This is a genomic window from Bacteroidota bacterium, assembly GCA_039821555.1.
Classification (GTDB): Bacteria; Bacteroidota; Rhodothermia; order Rhodothermales; family Rubricoccaceae; genus JBCBEX01.
Map to the genome: position 1 here is coordinate 324,991 of JBCBNX010000003.1, position 21,151 is coordinate 346,141.

Annotated in this window: 16 protein-coding genes and 1 pseudogene; 11 read left to right on the top strand and 6 right to left on the bottom strand. The window is 68.0% G+C overall.

Annotation, left to right across the window (positions count from 1 at the left end):
* Positions 1–3 precede the first annotated feature (3 nt).
* Positions 4–3,153, bottom strand: a complete 3,150-nt coding sequence (locus tag AAFU51_05710) for an efflux RND transporter permease subunit (GenBank protein MEO1570746.1) — start codon at positions 3,151–3,153, stop codon at positions 4–6.
* A 151-nt stretch (positions 3,154–3,304) separates the two neighbouring features.
* Positions 3,305–4,414, bottom strand: coding sequence for an efflux RND transporter periplasmic adaptor subunit (locus AAFU51_05715; GenBank protein ID MEO1570747.1), 1,110 nt, complete (start codon positions 4,412–4,414; stop codon positions 3,305–3,307).
* Between the two features lie 180 nt (positions 4,415–4,594).
* Between AAFU51_05715 and AAFU51_05720 the strand changes: the two genes are divergently transcribed.
* Entirely contained in the window at positions 4,595–5,386 is a 792-nt protein-coding gene (locus AAFU51_05720) for a glucose 1-dehydrogenase (protein MEO1570748.1), read from the top strand.
* Positions 5,387–5,401: 15 nt separating this feature from the next.
* On the opposite strand, the gene AAFU51_05725 is transcribed toward AAFU51_05720, so the two are convergent.
* Positions 5,402–5,650 carry a hypothetical protein gene (locus tag AAFU51_05725; protein MEO1570749.1) on the bottom strand — a complete coding sequence of 83 codons (249 nt, stop codon included), beginning with the start codon at positions 5,648–5,650 and terminating at the stop codon, positions 5,402–5,404.
* A gap of 161 nt (positions 5,651–5,811) precedes the next feature.
* Between AAFU51_05725 and AAFU51_05730 the strand changes: the two genes are divergently transcribed.
* Both AAFU51_05730 and AAFU51_05735 read left to right on the top strand, forming a co-directional pair.
* On the top strand, positions 5,812–6,393 hold the full coding sequence (locus AAFU51_05730) for a biotin transporter BioY (GenBank protein ID MEO1570750.1): 582 nt from the start codon (positions 5,812–5,814) through the stop codon (positions 6,391–6,393).
* An 86-nt stretch (positions 6,394–6,479) separates the two neighbouring features.
* Positions 6,480–7,733, top strand: coding sequence for a class II D-tagatose-bisphosphate aldolase, non-catalytic subunit (locus AAFU51_05735; GenBank protein MEO1570751.1), 1,254 nt, complete (start codon positions 6,480–6,482; stop codon positions 7,731–7,733).
* A 23-nt stretch (positions 7,734–7,756) separates the two neighbouring features.
* Here the strand turns inward: AAFU51_05735 and AAFU51_05740 are convergent, their stop codons facing one another.
* Positions 7,757–8,446, bottom strand: a complete 690-nt coding sequence (locus AAFU51_05740) for an energy transducer TonB (GenBank protein ID MEO1570752.1) — start codon at positions 8,444–8,446, stop codon at positions 7,757–7,759.
* Positions 8,447–8,876: 430 nt separating this feature from the next.
* On the opposite strand from AAFU51_05740, the gene carA reads away from it, so the two are divergent.
* The 6 genes and pseudogenes from carA (at position 8,877) to AAFU51_05770 (ending at position 14,859) form a co-directional block, all read left to right on the top strand.
* Positions 8,877–10,025 carry a glutamine-hydrolyzing carbamoyl-phosphate synthase small subunit gene (gene carA / locus AAFU51_05745; GenBank protein ID MEO1570753.1) on the top strand — a complete coding sequence of 383 codons (1,149 nt, stop codon included), beginning with the start codon at positions 8,877–8,879 and terminating at the stop codon, positions 10,023–10,025.
* 93 nt (positions 10,026–10,118) lie between these two features.
* Positions 10,119–10,343: a hypothetical protein gene (locus tag AAFU51_05750; protein ID MEO1570754.1), complete on the top strand. Its 225-nt coding sequence runs from the start codon at positions 10,119–10,121 to the stop codon at positions 10,341–10,343.
* A 182-nt stretch (positions 10,344–10,525) separates the two neighbouring features.
* On the top strand, positions 10,526–13,372 hold the full coding sequence (carB, locus tag AAFU51_05755) for a carbamoyl-phosphate synthase large subunit (protein ID MEO1570755.1): 2,847 nt from the start codon (positions 10,526–10,528) through the stop codon (positions 13,370–13,372).
* Positions 13,373–13,401: 29 nt separating this feature from the next.
* Positions 13,402–13,626, top strand: a complete 225-nt coding sequence (locus tag AAFU51_05760; GenBank protein ID MEO1570756.1) for a DUF433 domain-containing protein — start codon at positions 13,402–13,404, stop codon at positions 13,624–13,626.
* 96 nt (positions 13,627–13,722) lie between these two features.
* On the top strand, positions 13,723–13,965 hold the full coding sequence (locus AAFU51_05765) for a DUF5615 family PIN-like protein (GenBank protein ID MEO1570757.1): 243 nt from the start codon (positions 13,723–13,725) through the stop codon (positions 13,963–13,965).
* 31 nt (positions 13,966–13,996) lie between these two features.
* Positions 13,997–14,859 (top strand): annotated as a pseudogene (locus tag AAFU51_05770) (IS5 family transposase).
* A gap of 265 nt (positions 14,860–15,124) precedes the next feature.
* On the opposite strand, the gene AAFU51_05775 reads toward AAFU51_05770, so the two are convergent.
* On the bottom strand, positions 15,125–16,102 hold the full coding sequence (locus AAFU51_05775; protein MEO1570758.1) for an acetyl-CoA carboxylase carboxyltransferase subunit alpha: 978 nt from the start codon (positions 16,100–16,102) through the stop codon (positions 15,125–15,127).
* Positions 16,103–16,289: 187 nt separating this feature from the next.
* Positions 16,290–18,422: a glycosyltransferase gene (locus AAFU51_05780; GenBank protein ID MEO1570759.1), complete on the bottom strand. Its 2,133-nt coding sequence runs from the start codon at positions 18,420–18,422 to the stop codon at positions 16,290–16,292.
* A 190-nt stretch (positions 18,423–18,612) separates the two neighbouring features.
* On the opposite strand from AAFU51_05780, the gene AAFU51_05785 reads away from it, so the two are divergent.
* Entirely contained in the window at positions 18,613–20,061 is a 1,449-nt protein-coding gene (locus tag AAFU51_05785; protein MEO1570760.1) for an MATE family efflux transporter, read from the top strand.
* Positions 20,062–20,426: 365 nt separating this feature from the next.
* Positions 20,427–21,098, top strand: a complete 672-nt coding sequence (locus AAFU51_05790; GenBank protein MEO1570761.1) for a cytochrome c3 family protein — start codon at positions 20,427–20,429, stop codon at positions 21,096–21,098.
* Positions 21,099–21,151 lie beyond the last annotated feature (53 nt).

Here is a 21,151-nt window from a genome sequence, read left to right on the forward strand (position 1 = left end):
CCGTCAGCGCGACGACTCCGCGGCGGCTACGTCAGGCATGGGGGCATCCAGCCCGTCGCCTGCCGGGCCGCCGCGTTCGTTGAGGTGCACGGCCTCTTCGATGGCGGGCGCGAGCGTCTTGCGCGTGAGCGCCGGGTAGACCGCCGGGATCACGAACAGCGTCAGCGCGGTGCCGATCAGCAGCCCGCCGATGATCGCGATGCCCATCGGCATACGGCTCTCCGCCCCGGCCCCGAGCGCCAGCGCGATCGGCAGCACGCCGAGGACCGTCGAGGCGGCGGTCATCAGGATGGGACGGAAGCGCGCGGCAGCGGCGTCCAGCGCGGCCTCGTGGATCGTGCGCCCGGCCGCGCGGCGCTGGTTGGCGAATTCGACGATCAGGATCGCGTTCTTCGTCACGAGCCCGATCAGCATCACGAGCCCGATCTGACTGAACAGGTTGAGCGACTGGTTGAAGTACCACAGTGCCAGGAGCGCGCCTGCGAGCGCGAGCGGGACCGTCAGCAGGATCGTGAACGGGTCGCGGAAGCTCTCGAACTGCGCGGCGAGCACGAGGTAGATCAGCAGCAGCGCCAGCACGAACACGAACGCGATGCCGCCCGAGCTCTCGGCGAGGTCGCGGCTCTGCCCCGAGAGCGTAGTCGAGAACGAGGCGTCGAGCACGTCGGCGGCGATGGCGTCCATCGCGGCGAGGCCGTCGGCCAGCGGAACGCCGTCCGCGAGTGAGGCGCTGACGGTCGCCGAGAGGAAGCGGTCGGTGCGGAAGAGCTGCGGCGGCGTGCTCGCCTCGCTCACGGTCACCAATCCATCAAGCGGGATGGGGTCGCCGTTTGACGCGCGGACCGACAGGCTCGTCAGGTCCACGGTCTCGTCGCGGTCGGCGCGGTCCACCTGCGCGATCACCTGATACTGCTGCCCGTTCGCCACGAAGTAGCCCAGCCGCGACTCGCTCAGCGCATACTGCAGCGTCTGCGCCACGTCGAGCACCGACACGCCGACCTTCTCCGCCCGCGCCCGGTCGATCTCGACGCGCAACTCGGGCTTGGTGAACTTGAGGTTCACGTTCACGAACGCGAACGCCGGGTCCTGCTGCGCCCGCTCCATGAACGCGGGGAGGACCGCTTCGAGCTTGGCGAGGTTGGGAGCTTGGAGGACGTACTGCACCGGCTGCCCGCCGCCGCGCCCGACGGAGATCGTCTGCTCCTGCGAGATGAACGTCCGCGCCGCCGGGAGGCTGCGCACCGCGCTCGACAGCGCCGAGGCGATTTCCTGTTGGCTGCGCTCGCGCTCGCTGGGCGGGACGAGTCGGATGCGCGCGAACGCCGAGTTGACCGACGACCCGCCGCCGAAACCGGGCGAGGTCACGGTGATCAGCGCGTCGACCTCCGGCACTTCGCGCTCGACCACGTCGATCAGGTCGCCGACGTAGCGCTCCATGTACTCGAACGTGGCACCCTCGGGTGCGGTCGCGAAGGCGCGGAGGTTACTGCGGTCTTCGAGCGGAGCGAGTTCGGACGGCAGCGTCTGGAAAAAGAGGACGGTCAGGCCCAGCGCAAGCGCCATCGTCACGGGCGCGGCCCAGCGGCGGGCGACAAAGCCGTCGAGGAGCCGCCGGTAGCCGTCGGTCAGCCGCTCGAAGAACGGCTCCGTCTTGCGGTAGAACCACGGCTGCACGTCGCGCTTCTTGAGCAGCTTCGTCGCCAGCATCGGCGTGAGCGTGAGCGCGACGAAGCTCGAAATCACGACCGCGCCCATCAGCACGAGGCCGAACTCGCGGAAGAGGCGGCCCGTCAGCCCCGGCAGGAAGACGATGGGCAAGAGCACCGACACCAGCGCGAGCGTCGTCGCGACGACGGCGAAGAAGATCTCTTTCGTGCCGCGAATGCCCGCCTGGATTGGGTCGTAGCCTTCCTCGATCTTCGCATAGATGTTCTCCAGCACCACGATCGCGTCGTCCACGACGAGCCCGATGGCGAGCACGAGCGCGAGCAGCGTGAGCACGTTGATCGAGAAGCCGAAGAGCGCCATCACGCCGAATGCTCCGATGAGCGCAATCGGGATGACGACGATGGGAACGACGGTGCTGCGCCAGTCGCGCAGGAAGAGGAAGATGACGAGCAGGACGAGCGCGAGCGCGAGGAAGATGGTCTGCCGCACCTCGGCGACGGAGTCGCGGATCTGCGTCGTCTGGTCGAAGCCGATGCCGAGCCGGAGGTCGGGCGGGAGGTCGGGGCGGATGGTCTCCACGCGGGCGTAGAACTCGTCCACGATGGCGATGTAGTTCGCGCCGGGCAGCGGGCGCAGCACCACGCCGACCATCGGCGTGCCGTCGCGCATGAGCACCGTCCGCTCGTTCTCCGCGCCCAACTCCGCACGCCCAACGTCGCCGAGCCGCACGAGTTGGTCGCCGGTGCGCTTGACGATGAGGTCCTCAAACGCCTCGGGCGTCTGCACCTGCCCCATCATCCGCACGGTCAGCTCTACGTTGTCGCCCTCGATGCGGCCCGTCGGCAGTTCCACGTTCTGCGTCGTGAGCGCACGCTGCACGTCGAGCGGCGTGAGCTGGTAGGCGGCCAGCTTGGCGGGGTCGAGCCAGAGGCGCATCGCGTAGCGCTTGTCGCCCCAGATATCCACCCGCGCCACGCCCGCAATCGTCTGCAGGCGCTCCTTGAACAGGTCCTCGGCAATGGCGGACAGTTCGAGCAACTCGCGCTCGTCGCTGGCGATGTTCAGAAAGACGATGGGGTCGCCGTCGGCGTCGGCCTTCGAGACGCGCGGCGGGTCGGCGTCCGGCGGCAGCGCGCCGACCGCCTGGCTGACGCGGTCGCGCACGTCGTTGGCCGCGCGTTCGAGGTCGGCTCCGAGTGCGAACTCGACGGTGATAGTGGAGCGCCCGTCGCGCGAGATCGAGGTGAGCGTGCGGATGCCCTCGACGCCGTTGATGCGCTCCTCCAGCGGCTCGGTGATCTGCGCCGCGATGACCTCGGCGTTGGCTCCCCGGTAGCTCGTGGATACGGAGATGATCGGCGGATCGACGGCGGGGTACTCGCGCACGCCGAGGTTGACATACGCCAGCGTCCCGAAGAGGACGATGACGAGCGAGAAGACCGTCGCGAGGACCGGCCGCCGGATCGAAAGGGTGTAGAGGGTCATGGCGTCGCGGTCGGCTGGGCGGCGGTGCAGCTCCCCCCGCTCCGCTCCCCCTGAAGGGTCGCGAAGCTGTCCCCCTCATCCCTGAGGGGGACAGTCCGAGGAGCGGAGCGCGTGAGCGCGGAGACGACGCAGGACGGGGGGAGCCACACCATCACTCCACCTCTCCACTTTCGCCGAGCGACGCGTCCAGGTCGGCAACGCGGACGGGCTGCCCGGCGCGGAGCGACTGCAGGCCGCTCGTGATCACCGTATCGCCCGGCGCGAGGCCGCTGGTGATCTGCACGGCGGCCTCGGTGCGGATGCCCGTCTCCACGCGGCGTTGCTGTGCCTGCCCGTCTTGCACCGTCCACACACGCCTACCGCCCAATTCCGACACCACCGCGATGGCGGGCACGGGCAGCGCGTCGGCGATCTCGTCGACGAGCACCTCGATGTCGGCGAACGCGCCCGGCAGAAGCGCGCCGTCGGGGTTGGGGACGCGGGCACGGACGAGCAGCGTCCGCGTGTCGCGCTCCACGCGCGGCTCGATGGCATAGACGGTCCCAGTTGCTACGTCGGCGGCTCCGGCGACGGAGAAGCGGACGGCGTCGCCGAGGGTGACCTGCGCGGTGTAACGCTCCGGTAGGGCGAACTCCAGCTTCATCGGGCTGAGCCGCTGCAGCGTCGCGATGCGCGTCTGCGGCGTCACGATGGCGCCCTCGCTGATATAACGCAGCCCGATCACGCCGCTGAACGGCGCGCGGACCTGCGTCTGAGCGAGTCGCGCCTCCACGAGATCGAGTTCGGCCTGGAGCACGTTCAGTTCGGCGAGCGCCCCGTCGTAGGTGTCTTGGCTCACGGCTCCCGATTCGAGGAGTTGGCGCTGGCGCGCCTCCCGCGTCTCAGCGAGGTCAATGCGCGTTCGAAGCTGCTCGCGCTCGGCTTGAAGTACCGCGTCGTTGACCTGGATGAGCACCTGCCCAGCGCGGACGGCGCGGCCTTCCTGGAAGCGGATCGCCGTCACGCGGCCCGACACTTCGGCAGCGAGATCGACGGCTTCGTCGGCGATCAGGCTGCCCGTGGCGCGGATGCGGTCGCGCATGAGCCGCGGCTCCGCGACGTAGCCGACGACGTTGGAGGGCGCACCGCCGCCACGCGGTGGCCCCGCACCGGAATCAGAGCCGTCGTTGGCGAGGAGCGGCTGCACCTTCGGCCAGGCGAGCAGACCGAGGACGACGAGCGCGATCGCGCCGACGAGGAGGCGTTTTTGCCAAGCGGGCATGGCCCAAAGGAGAAGAGCAAGGGACGAGAAGGGCCCAGTGAAACGAGGCCGTCGCCGCAAAGCTCCCGGGGGTGTGGTCGCGGTGCCGGACGTGCGCGTTCGGCGTCCCAGCACATGGTCCGTGCTGCGTGGTGCGTATCGTGGACCTTCACGCTGCGTTTGTTTGACCGTTCACACGCTATGTCTGCCTCCACCGCTACCCACGCGCTACGTCTTGATGGTAAGGTCGCCGTCGTCACTGGAGCCAGCCGCGGGATCGGGCGGGCCATCGCCGAGGGATTTGCTGCCGCAGGGGCGCAGGTCGTGCTCGCGAGCCGCACGCAGGAGAAGCTGGACGAGGTCGCACGGGCGATCACCGAGGCAGGCGGCACCGCGCTCGCCATCGCCACACACACCGGTAGTGACGAGACCGTAGCCGCGCTCGTCCAGCAGGCCACGGCGGCGTTTGGCGGCGTCGACATCCTCGTCAACAACGCGGCGACAAACCCGCACTTCGGGCCGCTCCTGACGAGCGAGATGTCGCAGTGGGACAAGACCTACGACGTGAACGTGAAGGGCTATGTCCGGCTCATCCAGGCCTGCGCGCCCTCGATGAAAGCACGCGGTGGCGGGAGCATTCTCAACGTGGCGTCCGTGGCGGGCGAGCGTCCGCAGCCGGGCATGGGCGTCTACTGCGTCTCGAAGGCCGCCGTCCTCATGCTCACTGACGTCCTCGCGGCCGAACTGGCATCGAGCGGCATCCGCGTCAACGCGCTCGTGCCGGGCTTCATCAAAACGGACTTCTCGCGCGTGCTCTGGGAGAACGAGGCGATGCACCAGCAGATTCTCCAACTCATCCCCCAGCGGCGCATGGCGCAGCCCGAGGAGCTCGTCCCGCTAGCCATCTACCTCGCGTCCGATGCGTCGCGGTTCATGACCGGCGCGCACCTCCGCATCGACGGCGGGCAACTCGTCGGCACGCCGGGGATGTAGAGGAGTGCTGCGGTGTTAGAAGACGAGGTGGTAGAGCGCGCGGTCGAAGGCGGTGGCGTCATTTCCTACCGACGAGCCCGACTGGCACGTGACCCGCGTACCGCCGGGGTTGTGGCGCGCATCAGAGGTTACCGTCGCAACGCCCCCTTCGTCGCTGCACACGGCCCGGCCATGCAGATGAATCGTGACGGCCCCCTGCGAGACGACGATTGTGGCGGCGGCTAGCAGCGCGAAGACGAAGAAGGTGCGCGTGAGAACCTGCATGGACTCTGACTAGGCAATAACGTTAGGATCAGATAGAGGATCGACTGCCTGGGTCCGCACTTAAGTCAGACGCGTCCTGCGACTTCCCACCGGCGAGGTTCTGGCTACGGCGCGGCGTCGTATCTTTTCGATGCTCGTCTTAACCACCCAGTGCTCCCCCGATGGCTACGCTCTCGCTCCACTCGCCCCGCACCTCGGCCCTCGACCGGCTTCGTAGCGACCAGGCCTCTGCGGCCATCCAGGTCGCGGGCATCGTGACGTTCGCGCTGCTGGCGGCAGCGGGCGCGCAGATGCGGATCTACCTCTGGGAGGTGCCGATCACGCTCCAGACGCTCGCCGTCTACGGCAGCGGCCTTGTGCTCGGCAGCCGCAACGGCACCCTCGCGATGCTGCTCTACCTCGCGCTCGGCCTCGTGCTCCCGGTCTTCGCAGGCGACGCCTACGGCCCGGCCTACTTCGCGGGCGCGACAGGTGGCTACCTCCTCGGCTACCCGCTCGCGGCGGCTACCATCGGCGCGCTCTCGCGGCGCTGGAACAGCCTGCCCGGTAGCGGCCTCGCCGTGTTCGCCGGGTCGGCGGTGCTCTTCACGTGCGGCGTCACATGGCTGCACTTCGCCGCCGGGCACGCCACTTGGGCCGAGTCGATCCAGAAGGGCTGGCTGAGCTTCATCGTCTGGGACCTGACGAAGATCGCGCTTGTGGCGCTGCTCTACTCCGGCACCCGTCGGGTCCTGCGCAAGTAGGGCAACTCCCACAGCCTTTCAGGGATCGGACTACAGAGGGCGCGGCGCGACGAGGCTAGGTTGAGGCCCCTCCTCCCTGCTGCCCCATGCTCGCGCCCTCGCCATCGGCTCGCCGTCTCGTGGACCGTCTCGAAGCCGACGGCACGCCGTTCCTCGCGGCTCTCGTCCGGGCGATGATCGACGGGCGGCTGCCCGACACGACGCTGCTGGCGGTCTGCCCTAACTCGGAAGCGGTCACGCGCGCCACGCTGCGTGTCGCCGAACGCACCGGGATGCCGGCGCTGTTCGCGGCGACGCTCAACCAGGTCGACGCGATCATGGGCGGAGGCTACACCGGCTGGACGCCTGCGTCGTTTGCCCGATTCGTCACAGACGACGCCGAACGCCTGGGCGTCACGGTGCCCATTGGTCTCGGTCTCGACCACGGCGGCCCCTGGCGCACCGCCGTCCACGACGGCCTCGACGAAACGGGGGCGATGGCGGCGGCCAAGCGCTCGCTCAGCGCCTGCCTCGACGCGGGCTATGCGCTCCTCCACCTCGACGCGACGACCGGCCCTGGTGGGTCACCTGCCTTGCCCGTCACCGTCGTTGCGCGGACGCTCGACCTGCTCGCGCATGCGGAGGCCCACCGTACCGCGCAGCGCCTACCGCCGGTAGCCTACGAGGTCGGCACCGAAGAGATTGCAGGCGGCCTTGCCGACGAGGCGGCGTTCGTGCAGTTCCTCGATGACCTCCACGCCGGACTGTGGGCGCGTGACCTGCTGCACGCAGCGCCGTGCTTCGTCGTCGGCCAAGTCGGAACGCTGCTCACCACGGACCGCTTCGACGCGGAGAAAGCCGCGACACTGACCCGCCAGGCGCGGCGTTTCGGGGCGCTCGTGAAGGGGCATGACACCGACTTCGTGGCGCAGCCGGACGCCTACCCCGCGAGCGGCATGGGCGGCGCCAACATCGGCCCGGAGTGCACCGCCGCCGAGTACGCCGCGCTGTGCGACCTCGCCGACCAGGCTTGCGCGCGTGGACACCGCCCCGAGATCGAGCGCGTCCTCCGCGAGGCCGTGGTCGCCGATGGGCACTGGCGCACGTGGCTCGGCCCTGGCCAGCGGGACGCTGCGTTCGCCGACCTCGACCCTGATCAACAAACGTGGTTCGTTGCGACCAGCGCGCGCTATGTGTGGACGCAGCCCGAGGTCGCCGACGCGCGTAGTGCCCTCTACGACTTCGTCGCCGATCTCGACCCGGAAGCCGTCGTCGGCGCGCGGATCGAGGCGGTCATCGAGCGCTATGCCGACGCCTTCAACCTGCGTGGCGTGTGCGAGCGCATCGAGCAGATCACATAGCCGTGTCCAGCAAACCTCGACGGCTACACGCCGAAGCTGTATGTCGTCGTCGTGTAGGCGCGGACGCGCGAGCCGTCGTGGCGGGCCGGGCGGAAACGCTCGCGGCGAGCCGCATCCAGCGCGGCAGCCTCGACGCCGTAGCCGATGGCGTCCACCATGCGTTCCTCGCTGCCCCGCAGCAGCAGGCGCTCCACGACCTCCGCCTCGGCGACCTGTCCGCTCTCGTTCACGAGCACCTTCACGCGCACGCGGGCGCGGATGCCAGCCCGTCGGGCTTCCTCGGGATAGGTCGGCGTGCTCAGCGTGAGGTGGACGGGGCTACGCTGCGGGCGCTCGACGAAAGCCGGGGCGGCGGGAGCTGGAACAGGCGTCACCTCAAGGGCTGGCGCATCGGGAATGGCGATCTCCGTGGGCAGGTCGAGCGTCGGCTCCTCGAAGTCGAGCTCCTCGTCTGGGATCTCGATCTCGTCGGGCACCTCCACCGGTGGGAGCAGCGTCGGCGGCGGGGGCGGAGGCGGCGGGGCCTGCACTGTCTGCGCGATCTCCTCCAGGACGATCACCTCGGGTGCCGCGGCGTCGTACACCGCGGCCTCGGCGGGGGCGAGCAGGTCGTGCGGCCAGAGCGTGAACACCGCGCACACCAGCGCCAGGCTCGCCGCGAGCGCCGCGAGGCCCCGGATGCGATAGGCGACAGGATCGTGGTTGATGGACACGGACGCGCAGGACAGAGGTAGGTACGAGAACGTAGGAAGGCACCCCTGCGGTTTCTGGCGCCAACGCCTTGAGCCGCGCCACCGTCGGCGTCAGCGGTTCGGAGCCTGCTGCGAGCGGGTATCCGGCAGGTGTGGATAAGTCAGCGGGCGTGAACCCGAGCCGCGGCGGTAGGTTGCGCTGGTTCGCGGGCAGCGGGAAGATCCCGCAAAGGCTCCGGGCGGATGCGGAACAGCCGCCACCTCCTCCCGTAGCTTGCCGAACCGCCATCCCACCGCTCCTCGCTGGCCATGCCCGGCCTTCCCTTCGACCACGGACCTGCTGCGCTGTTCGAGCCGTCGCTCGACGCTGTCCGCTGTTGACCTTCCCGTTGATCGGGGAGGTTTTTTTTTGCCCGCGCCGACCGCTACCGCGCTCCCACTCCCACCTGCGATGATCCAGACGCGCCCTGATTCGCCCGCGCTCGTCGTTCCGGCCAAGCTCGCGCTCGCCGACGGCACCATCGTCACTGGCACCGCCTTCGGACACCCCGGCGAGACGGCCGGCGAGCTGTGCTTCAACACATCGATGAGCGGCTACCAGGAGATCCTGACGGACCCCAGCTACGTCGGCCAGCTCATGATGATGACGTATCCGCACATCGGCAACTACGGCGCGATGCGCGCGGCGATGGAGGCCGACCGTCCGATGGTGGCGGGCTTCGTGGTGCGCGAGCACAACGCGCGGCCGTCGAACTCGGAGAGCGAGGAGACGCTCGACGCCTTCATGAAGCGGCACGAGTTGGTCGGCATCACCGGCGTGGACACGCGGCGGCTCGTCCGGCACATCCGCTCGAAAGGGGTGATGAACGCGGTCATCTCCGCCGTGGATCTCGACGACGCGAGCCTCGTCGCCAAGGCCCAGGCACATCCGTCGATGGCGGGCCTCGAACTCGCGAGCCGCGTGGGCACGCAGACGGCCTACGACTACTGCGACGCGCGCACTGAAAAGGGCGTCACTGGGAAGCGTATCGCGGTCTACGACTTCGGCGTCAAGCGCAACATCCTGCGCAGCTTCATGGCGCGCGGCTGCGCCGTCCGCGTCTTCCCCGGCGACGCTCCACTCGCCGACGTACTCGCCTGGCAGCCCGACGGGATCTTCCTTTCGAACGGCCCCGGCGACCCGCGCGCCATGCCCGACGCCATCGCGACGACGAAGGCCGCCATCGCCTCGGGCACGCCGCTCTTTGGCATCTGCCTCGGCCACCAACTCCTCGCCCTCGCCGAAGGGCTGGAGGTCTACAAAATGAAGGTCGGCCACCGGGGCGCGAACCACCCCGTGCAGCACCTCGGCACGCGCCGCGTCGAGATCACGACGCAGAACCACGGCTTCGCGGTTGCTCCTGAGTCGATCACCGACGAGGTCGCCACGCTCACGCACCGCAACCTCAACGACCAGACCGTCGAGGGCGTCCGCTTCGCGCGCTTCGCCGGGATGAGCGTGCAGTACCACCCCGAGGCCAGCCCCGGCCCGCACGACAGCCAGTACCTCTTCGATGACTTTCTCGGGTTGATCGAGGAGGGGCGGGAGGTCGAGGCGTGAGCGACTAGCGAATGGCGACTAGCAGAGGAAATAGGGGATAGGGCCTAGGGGATAGCAAATCCGACAACAACCACTGACTAAGGACCGACAACTATGTCTAAAGAACGAAAGGCCCTCATCGTCCGCTTCGACCCGCACTCGGGCGACGGCGCGAGCCTCGACACCCTCAACCAGCACCTCGCCGACGGCTGGCTGCCCCTCGCCACGACCGCCATGGGCGGCGGCGGCGATGACCAGATCGGCGACGGCCCCCACTTCGCCGCCCTCGTCATCCTGGAGCGCGAGACAGACTTCAACGTGAGCGGGTTCGGCGGGTAGCTGATACGGCTCCCCCCGTTCGCATCGCCTCCGCGTCTGGCGACGCTCCGCTCTTCGAACTGTCCCCCTCACGCGTGAGGGGGACAGCCCCGCGACTCCTCGCAGAGGAGCGGGGCGGGGGGAGCCAAGCCGAGCACGCACTTCACGTCTCCCTTCGAACTTCCCACTTCAACCTTCCGCCGATGCCCAAGCGCACCGACATCCACAAGATCCTGCTCATCGGCTCCGGGCCGATTGTCATCGGGCAGGCGTGCGAGTTCGACTACTCCGGCTCCCAGGCCTGCCGCGCGCTCCGCGCCGAGGGCTACTCCGTCGCCCTGGTCAACCCCAACCCGGCGACGATCATGACCGACCCGTCGATGGCAGACGCAGTCTACCTCCAGGAACTCACGCCGGCTTCCATCCGCGAGATCGTCGCGAAGGAAAAGCCCGACGCGGTGCTCCCGACGATGGGCGGGCAGACGGCGCTCAACCTCGCGCAGAAGCTCCACGAGCAGGGCTACTGGGAGGAGCAGGGCATCCACGTCATCGGCGTCGACATCGACGCGATCAAGATCACGGAGGACCGCCAGCAGTTCCGCGACCTCATGGAGCGCATCGGGCTCGACCAGGCGCGCAGCCGCGTGGCGAAGTCGCTGCTCGAAGCCAAAGAGATCGCGCAGGAATTGGGCGGCACGCCGATCGTGATCCGGCCGTCCTACACGATGGGCGGCGCGGGCGGCGGCATCGTCTGGGAGGCGGACGAGTTCGACCGCAAGGTGGCGCGCGGCCTCGAACTCTCGCCCATCCACGAGGTGCTCATCGAAGAATGCCTCTTCGGGTGGAAGGAGTACGAGCTCGAGCTGCTCCGCGACGCCAACGACAACGTCGTGATCATCTGCTCCATCGAGAACGTGGACCCGATGGGCGTCCACACCGGCGACAGCGTGACCGTCGCGCCGCAGCAGACGCTGACCGACAAGCAGTTCCAGGCCATGCGCGACGCGGCGCTGCGCGCGATGCGCTCCATCGGGACGTTCGCGGGCGGCTGCAACATCCAGTTCGCGGTCAACCCCGCCGACGGGCGCATGATCGTGATCGAGATCAACCCGCGCGTCAGCCGCTCCTCGGCGCTCGCCTCGAAGGCGACAGGCTACCCCATTGCCAAAGTTGCCGCCCGCCTCGCGGTCGGCTACACGCTCGACGAACTCCCCAACGAGATCACGGGCACCACGTCGGCCTGCTTCGAGCCCGCGCTCGACTACGTCGTGACGAAGGTGCCGCGCTTCAACTTCGACAAGTTCGAGGGCTCGGACGAAGAGCTGACCACGCAGATGAAGGCCGTCGGCGAGGTGATGGCGATTGGGCGCACGTTCCAGGAGAGCCTGCAGAAGGCGTGGCAGTCGCTGGAGATCGGCTACGCGGGGCTGGGGGCCGACCGCGACGAGCCCGACCGCACGACCGTTCGCGAGCGGCTGCGGCGGCCCTACTGGGACCGGCTGCTCCACGTCCGCAGCGCGTTCCGCCTGGGCGCGTCTGTCGCCGAGATCGCCGACATCACGAAGATGGACCCGTGGTTCCTCTACCAAGTCCAGGACCTCGTCGCCCTTGAGGATGCGCTGGGCGACCTCACGTTGAGCGGCCTCGGGCGCGACCTCCTCCTCCGCGTCAAGCAAGCGGGCTTCTCCGACCAGCAGATCGCGTACCTGCTCAAGGACGAGGTCACCGACAGCGACGTGCGCGAGTACCGCCTCGCGCTGGGCCTGGAGCCGACCTACCGCGTCGTCGACACCTGCGCGGGCGAGTTCGAGGCGGAGACGCCCTACTTCTACTCGACCTACGATCAGGGCGACAACGAGTCGATCCGCAGCGACCGCAAGAAGGTCGTCATCCTCGGCAGCGGCCCCAACCGCATCGGGCAGGGCATCGAGTTCGACTACTCGTGCGTCCACGGCGTCCTCGGCGCGCGCGAGATGGGCTACGAGGCGCTGATGATCAACTGCAACCCCGAGACGGTCTCCACCGACTTCGACATCGCCGACAAGCTCTACTTCGAGCCGGTCTTCTGGGAACGCGTCAAGGACGTGCTCGACCACGAGCAACCGGAGGGCGTGATGGTGCAACTCGGCGGCCAGACCGCGCTCAAGCTCGCGCGGCGGCTCAAGGCAGCGGGCGTCAAGCTCTTCGGGACGCCCTACGAGTTGATGGACCTCGCAGAGAATCGAGGCCGGTTCTCGGGCGTGCTCAAGGAGCTCGAAATCCCGTTCCCGCCCTACGGCATGGCGCGCTCGGTCCGCGAGGCCGTCACCGTCGCCGAGGAGATCGGCTACCCCATCCTCATCCGCCCGAGCTACGTCCTCGGCGGCCAGGGCATGCGCATCGCGATCAACAAGGAGGAGGTCGCGGAGTACGTCGAGGCCGTCCTGCAGATGTTTCCGGGCAACGATATCCTGCTCGACCGCTTCCTCGAAAACGCCACCGAGATCGACTGCGACGCCATCGCCGACGGCGACGAGGTGCACGTCACCGGCATTATGCAGCACATCGAGCCCGCGGGCGTCCACTCGGGCGACTCGACGGCCGTGCTGCCGCCCTACTCGCTGTCAGAAGAAGTCCAGGCGACGATCCGGCAGTACGTCACCGAGATCGCGCGGCGGCTCGAAGTCGTCGGCCTCATCAACGTGCAGTTGGCCGTCCAGAGCGATGGCGAGCGCGAGGTCGTCTACGTGATCGAGGCGAACCCGCGCGCGAGCCGGACCGTCCCGTTCGTGGCCAAGGCGACCGGCGTGCCCATCGCGGGCATCGCGGCGAAGGTGATGCTCGGCGCGAAGCTGAAGGACTTCCGCGACCGCGGCGAACTGGAGAGCCAACTCACGAGCGGCTATGCGCTCAAGGAGCCGGTCTTCTCGTGGGAGAAATTCCCCGAGGTGTCGAAGGAGCTCGGCCCCGAGATGAAGTCGACCGGCGAGGCCATCGCCTTCGTGGACGCGCTCACCGACGAGCACTTCACCCGCCCCTTCGAGATGCGGAATCTCTACCTCAAGCGATGAGTTAGCAGGGGCAGCCAATCGCGACGCTCATGAAGTACGACCGCATCACCGTAGACCCCGCACAGATGGGCGGCGTGCCGTGCATCCGCGGCCTGCGCATCCCCGTGGCAACGGTCGTTGGGATGCTCGCCGATGGCATGACCGAAGCCGAGGTGTTGGAGGCCTATCCCGACCTCGAAGCCGCCGATCTCCGCGAGGCGCTGCGCTTCGCTGCCGAGGCCGTGAGCGAGCGGTCGCTCCCTCTGGTAATCTAGCCAGATTTACCCACAACTTGTCCACATCCGAGGGCGATTGAACCTTCTCTGTGTGACGTTATCATCGCGAATACACCCGCCACCTGATGTATTCGCATGAAGCTACTGATCGACAACGCGCTCTCACCTTCCGTCGCCGACGGCCTGCTCGCTGGGGGATTCGACGCCGTTCATGTCCGCGCCTACGGACTGCAAGCGGCCGACGACCTCGTGATCTTCCAACGCGCGGCGGACGAGGATCGCATCGTCGTCTCGGCAGACACGGACTTCGGGACGCTCCTCGCCCAGCGACGCGAGACGAAGCCCTCAGTTGTACTAGGCTCTGTCTGGAAAATGTGAGGTAACTTCGGCGCTTTTCCAAACCACGCCGATGCCACCCAAGCGACACGCCCTCACCGACGCCCAGTGGGCCCGCATCGCCCACCTCTTCGAGCCGACTTCCGCACGAGGACGCCCCGGACGACCCGCCCGCCTCATGCTCGACGCCGCTCTCTGGATCATGAAGACCGGAGCCCAGTGGCGAGACCTCCCGGAGCGCTTCGGCCCTTGGAAGAGCGCATATGACCGCTTCCGACGCTGGCGCCAGGCTGGCCTTCTTGACCGGGTCGTGGCCCACCTCCAGCGCGACCTCGACCGAGACGGCCTCATCGACTGGTCGGCCTTCTGCATCGACTCGACAAGCGTTCGGGCCTCGCGTTCTGCGGCGGGAGCCCGAAAAAGGGGGGCACCGCCCTCGCGAGCGAGCCGTCGGATCGCGAGCCGGAGGATCATGCGCTGGGGCGGTCGCGTGGCGGCTTTACGACCAAGCTTCACCTCGTGACGGATCGGCGGGGTTTGCCGCTGGCGGTCGTGCTGACGCCGGGGCAACGGCATGACTCGACTCAGTTCGAGCAAGCACTCAACGCTGTGGGCGTGCGCCAGCGCTCCGGGCAGATCCGATGTCGCCCCAGGTGTGTCTTGGCCGACCGGGGGTACGATGTGGACCGTATCCGAGCTTGGCTGCGCCGCAAGGGCATCGCGGCGGTGATTCCGTCGAAGCGTAACCGGAAGCGTCCGCGTCGCCATGACCGCGCGCTCTACCGGGAACGCAACGTGGTCGAGCGGACGCTGGGTCACCTGAAGGAGCATCGGAGAATCGGGACGCGGCACGAGAAGTTGGCGGAGAGCTATCGGGCGATGGTGCAGTTGGCGATCGTGGAGCGCTACCTGCGCGAATATCCAGACAGAGCCTAATCGGATCTACGCTTTGGTTCTTGTGTTTCCGGTAGAGAGTCATCAAAGGGGTGCCGCTCCAGTCAAAGTTGTCTCCGCCCATAAGGTCTCGCAGCGCGAACCACTCATCTTTTCGGTTCTTACACCAGCAGTAGACAGCTCCCTGAAGGAAGTCCTCGATTCGTCGACGCTCAGCCTCGCTAATCCCGCGTACGTTTCTCACCTTTGATTCACTCGTGAGAAACATAGTCACGTGGTTGTTGAATCAGACCTGAAGAAGAAAGCCCTAAGCTTCCTCAAACGCGCCGATGCTGTCGAATTTGGCCATGCGGGCGGCGAAGCGCTCGTCGTGGGTCATCGCCGTGAGCGAGCCGAGGGTCCGGGCGATGGCATGCCCGACGGCGTCGAAGGTGGACTCGGGATCGCGGTGGGCGCCGCCGAGCGGCTCCGGCACGATTTCGTCCACGATGCCCTGCTCGATGAGGTCGGGTGCGGTGAGTCGAAGGGCGCGCGCCGCTTCCTCCTTGTAGTCCCACGAGCGCCACAGGATCGAGGAGCAACTCTCGGGCGAGATCACGGAGTACCACGCGTTCTCCAGCATCAGCAGCCTGTCGCCCACGCCGATGCCGAGCGCGCCGCCGGACGCGCCCTCGCCGACGATGACGACCACGATGGGTACGGGCAGCCGCGTCATCTCCAGGATGTTGCGCGCGATCGCCTCGGCCTGACCACGCTCCTCGGCTTCGAGGCCAGGAAAGGCACCGGGCGTGTCGAGGAGCGCCACGACGGGCTTGCCGAACTTAGCGGCGAACTTCATCACACGCAGCGCCTTGCGGTAGCCCTCCGGGTTGGGCATCCCGAAATTGCGGTACTTCCGCTGGTTGGTGTCGCGTCCTTTCTGGTGGCCGATGAGGGCGACGGTCTGGTCGCGTCCGCCGAAGCGGCGGCCTTCGAAGGTGCCGAGGCCCGCGATCATCGCCCGGTCGTCGCCGAAGAGGCGGTCGCCGTGGAGTTCCACGAAGCCCCGGGTGAGCGCCTGCACGTAGTCGAGCGTGTAGGGGCGGTCGGGGTGGCGGGCGAGTTGGACGCGCTGCCAGCGCGTGAGGCCAGTGTAGACCTGCTGCTTGAGCTGCTCCACGCGCCGTTCGAGCGCCGCGATCTGCGCGGTGAGGTCGACCTCGGCGTCCTCGGCGTCATAGCGGCGCAGTTCGTCGAGCTTCTGCTCTAGGTCGGCGACCGGCTTTTCGAAGTCGAGGAGTTGCATGGTGGACAGCGCCAAAGAGGTGGAAACCGAGGAGACTCGCAGGGAATGGCGGATCGCAAAGATACGCCGCCGACCGGATACGCTGGGGGGAGGCCCTAGATTCCTGGCCTCAGACTTTCCTAGCCTCCGCTTTTCCCGGGTGCGGCCGTGCAACCGCTGCACGAGGGCCGGGGCTCAAACCAGAGCGTCAGCAGTCCTTCGGGTTGCGGACGAGGGCGCGGGCGAGGATCTCCAGATCGAGCCAGAGTGACTGGTGGCGCGCGTAGAACCAGTAGGCGCGGTGCACCTCCACGATGCCTGCGGGCCGGGTCGGCAGGGTGTCGAGGATGGAGACGAGGCCGGGTTGGAGCGCCCACGCCTCAGGCGGGCGCGTCGCGATGCGGGTGTCGTAGCCGACGAGCGCGCGGCGGCCAGCCAGCACCGACGGCATCATCGCCGTGGCGCAGGCGAGGCTGCGCATCCGCGCGGTGGGGCGGAGGCGGGCGAGGAGGCGGCAAAGCGGGTGCATCGCCGTGCCCACGAGTGCCACCGGCACGTCCAGGAGTAGGCGGCGGCTGCCCGACCGGAGCGGCGCCACGGTCCGCTCGGCGTCCAGCAGCGGCATCGAGAAGTCGTCCACGGAGGCCTTGCCGATGAGGCGGTCGTGGTTGTGGACGAGGATCTTGAACTGCACCGGCAGGTCGCGTAGGTCGCGCATCAGCCGCAGGATGCCCGTGTTGGTGAGGCTGTCAGCGGCAAAGACGACCTCGTGGACGCCGCGCAGGCGCACGAGGTCACGGAGGTGGTGCAGCGCACCGAGGTGGGCCACCACCTCCGGCGCCGTGGGGAGCTTGTTCGCTTCATTGGCGACGAAGCCGAGGAGCTTCAGCCGGGAGCGCGGCCGGCCCGTCAGCATGCGGTGCAGGCGGGTGGCCTCCGCAGCGTCGCCTACGAGGAGCACGCTGCGGGCCTCGCGGGCGCGGAAGTGGAGCGCCAGCCGCTGAGCCAGGAGAATAGCGGCGGCGGCGGCAAAGCCGAAGAGCACCGCGCCGCGCGAGAACTGGATCGCTGGCAGGAAGAACGACACGGTCGCCACGGCCACAAACGCGCTGCCCATGCCCGTGAGCAAGGGCCGCAGCCGGTGCCGTCCTCGCCCGTAGCCGCGGGCGAGCCCGATGGCAGCGGTGGCGCCGAGCGCGTAGAGCGGGAGCACGGACAGGTAGAAGGCGGCGTCGAAAGGGACGCCGCGAGCCGCGCTCCATAGGCGAGTCACGGCGGCCATCGCGCCCCAGGCCAGCGCAAACTCGAAGGCAGGTGCGGTGACCGCGTGGAACCCCCGGATGGACAGGCTTAGGGCCGCCCGCAGCGTCACGGCCAGCCGGATCGCCCACCGGAGGACGGCGCCCGAGAGCCGGGCGCGGGGCTTGAGCGCCGCGTCGCCAGAGAAGTGCTTCTCCGAGAACCTGATCATCGCCCCATAGAAGAGGCGCACGTAGCGGAGCTCGCCCTTCTTGGTGCACTCGCCCTTGTAGTGGATGATCTGCGTGTCGGGCGTGTAGTAGATCCGCCACCCGGCCTCCTGGATGCGGTAGCACCAGTCGAGGTCCTCGCCATACATGAAGAACGACTCGTCGAACAGCCCGGCGCCCTCCGTCCGGTCCGGGTCTTCGACGTGAGGACCCACCGCGCGCAAGGCCTCGGCGCGGACGAGCATGCACGACCCGGAGAGGGCGTCGACCTCGCAGACCTCGTCCTTCGGGAGGTAGGTCAGGTTGTAGCGACCGAACGTAGGACTGTGCGGGAAGAGGCGGGCGAGGCCTGTCATCCGGTAGAACGCCACCGACGGCGTCGGGAAGGCGCGGCGGCTCTCCGGCGCGAACGTGCCGTCGGGGTTGAGGATGCGGCAGCCGACGGCCCCGGCGTCCGGGTGCGCGTCCATGAACGCGACCATCCGGTCGAGCGTGTCCTCCTGGACGAGCGTGTCCGGGTTGAGGATGAAGAGGTAGCGCCCACGCGCCTCGCGGATTGCCTGGTTGTTGGCCCGTGCAAAGCCCACGTTTTCGCGGTTGGCGATGGCGCGCACGTCCGGGAAGCGCTCGCGGACCATCGCCACGGAGCCGTCTACGGAGTTGTTGTCCACGACGAAGACCTCGGCGCGTAGGCTGCGCACCGCGCGGTGGACCGACGAGAGGGCCTGCTCCAGAAAACCCCGCACGTTGTAGTTGACGATCACCACCGACACGTCGAGCGTGTCGGCCGGGTGCACCGCTGCCGCACCTGAGCCAGTGGTGGCTTGCGGTGGGGGAGGCGCGGTGGGGGAGACCGTAGCGGTTGAGGTCATAAGCCGCAAGATAGCCCGCGTTGAGGACATTGCCACAAGGGGGAAACAGACGCGCTTGCTGAGGGCGTCTCCACGTGGGATGCCGCGGCGCGGGTCCGGGCCGTCGCTGTCTCCCTAGATTCTCCGCAGCGCAAGCGACGTAGCACGACCGATCCTACAAGCTCCCGTGCCGTCAAGCTTCAGCAGATCCGTGCTCTCCCATCCCTTCCGCCGCGAACTTAGCGCGACGCTGCGACTGGCAGGGCCGCTCATCCTCGCGCAGCTCGCCCAGATCGCGACGAGCTTTGTGGATACGCTCATGATCGGGCGGTGGCTCGGCCCCGAAGCGCTGGCGGCGGGCGTGTTGGGCTCCACCGTGTTCTTCACGACGACGGTGGTTGGAATCGGCTTCGTGATCGCTGTCGGGCCGACGGTGGCGCAGGCGTTCGGTGCGGCGGAGATCGGAGAGGGGACCGAAGACGACATCGGGCGAGCGGCCCGGCAGGGGCTCTGGCTGGCGACGCTCCTAGCGGTGCCGCTGATGGTGCTCCTCGGGAATGCCGAGACGCTGCTGCTCCTGGCCGGGCAGCCGGAATCGACCTCGGCACTGGCGGGTGGATATCTCCGAGCGATCCTGTGGGGGACATTGCCCAACCTGTGGTTTGCGGCCCTGCGCGGCCTCCTCGAAGGACTCGGTCGACCACGCGTCATCATGCTGATTACGCTGGGAGCGGTCGCGCTCAACGTCGCGGGGAATTATGCGCTCATGATCGGCGCCTGGGGCTTCCCTGCCCTCGGACTGGCAGGGTGCGGATGGTCCAGCACCCTGGTGTTTTGGTCGATGTTTGCCGCCCTAGCGATCTATGTGCATCGTGGGGCGCTCACGAAGCGCTACCGTGTCCTCGCCGAAGTGCGCCGGCCCGACCCGGCCATGCTCCGCGACCTCGTGCGGATCGGCTGGCCGATCGGCATCACGCTCGGCATCGAGGCGGGGCTGTTCATGCTCTCGACCCTGCTCGTGGGGCGGATGGGGGACGACGCGGCGGCCCAGACGGCGCTCGCCGCCCACCAGATTGCCCTCAACGCCGCCTCCATCTCGTTCATGGTGCCGCTCGGGTTAGGGCTGGCGGCCACCGCGCGTGTAGGCCAGGCCATCGGGCGCAACAACGTCGAAGGGGCAAAGCGGGCCGGGTGGGCTGCCACGCTCTTGGGGGCCGGGTTCATGCTAGCGGCCGCTATCCTGTTCTGGCTGCGCCCTCGTTGGGTGGTCGCCGCCTACGTGAGCTTGGCCGACCCGGAGATGATCGATGTGATCACGCAAGCCGTCGGGTTGCTTGGCATCGCCGCCGTGTTCCAACTCGTCGACGGCATCCAGGTGACGATGAATGGGGCGCTGCGTGGCCTCAAGGATACAAAAGGGCCCATGTGGATCGCGCTGGCGACCTACTGGGGCATCGGGCTGACGCTGGCCGCGGTGCTCGGATTCGGGTGGGGCGAGATCGAGGCGTGGGGCGCTCCCGGCGTATGGTGGGGGCTGACGGCAGGCCTCGCTGCCGCCGCCGTGGCGCTCGCGATCCGATTCCAGGCGCGCGTGCGCCACGGACGCGCCACGGAATATGGACAGGCCAGGGTGGACGACGCGGTCGATATGGACCCTTGACGAACTTTCATTTTTCGCTGAAAGGGCTGGGTTCGGCATTTGCATTGGCGCACGCGGGTTCCTACCCTTGAGCCCAGAACCAAGTGCTCTGCACGAGGCCAGCGCAAGCGGGAATGACAGCTGCGTGCCCGTGTCCACGAAGCGCTTCCGTGCCGGGCACGTGCACGCTGATCGGTCCTCACCGTCAGGCCTCGCAGAGTCTGCAGAGTCCTGGCCGACGAGGTCTTTTCAATTGTTCTTCGACCCCCCTCGAAAGGGTACCTCCTACTTTCGGTCCGATCCCCTTCGGCACGTTCAGACAGAGACGCCCACACATACGCCGCGTCTCGCTAGCGGGCCGGTGACCCTTCACCTCGACTGCGGTTATGCCCCAGATTTTCCAGCGCGGTGCCAACAAGCTTCCGGCCCTCAGCCTCGTCGGGCTGCTCTTCGGTGCCGTCTTCGTGATCGGCGCGGTGTGGTACTACTTCTCCCCCGAGTTCTACGAAGTAGGCTACATGCCCGACCAGCCCGTGCCCTACAGCCACCGCCTCCACGCGGGCGAGTTCGGCATGGATTGCACCTACTGCCACAACCACGTCATGGCGAGCGAGCACTCCAACGTGCCGGCCACGCAGACGTGTATGAACTGCCACACGCTCATCAAGGCGCAGTCGCTCGAACTGCTGCCGGTGCGTGAGAGCTGGGCCACCGGCGAGCCCGTCGAGTGGGTGCGCGTGCACCACCTCGCGGACTACGCGCACTTCTCGCACGCCGTCCACACCAACGTGGGCGTCGGGTGTGAAACCTGCCACGGGCGCATCGATCAGATGGAGGTCGTCTACCAGGCCGAGCCGCTCTCGATGGGCTGGTGTCTGGAGTGCCACCGTGCTCCCGAGGAATACCTCCGGCCTGTGGAAGAGGTCACCACGATGGGCTACAGCGAGATGGTGCGCGCCGACGAGGACACCTACCAGGCCTACATCGCGGCCAACCTCGCACGCATCGAGGCTGAGGGCATCAAGCCTCCCCAGAACTGCTCCGCCTGCCACTACTAGAGTCTTGCGGTGAAGCGGTGAAGCGGTGGGGCCGTGCGCCTCCTCGAACCGCC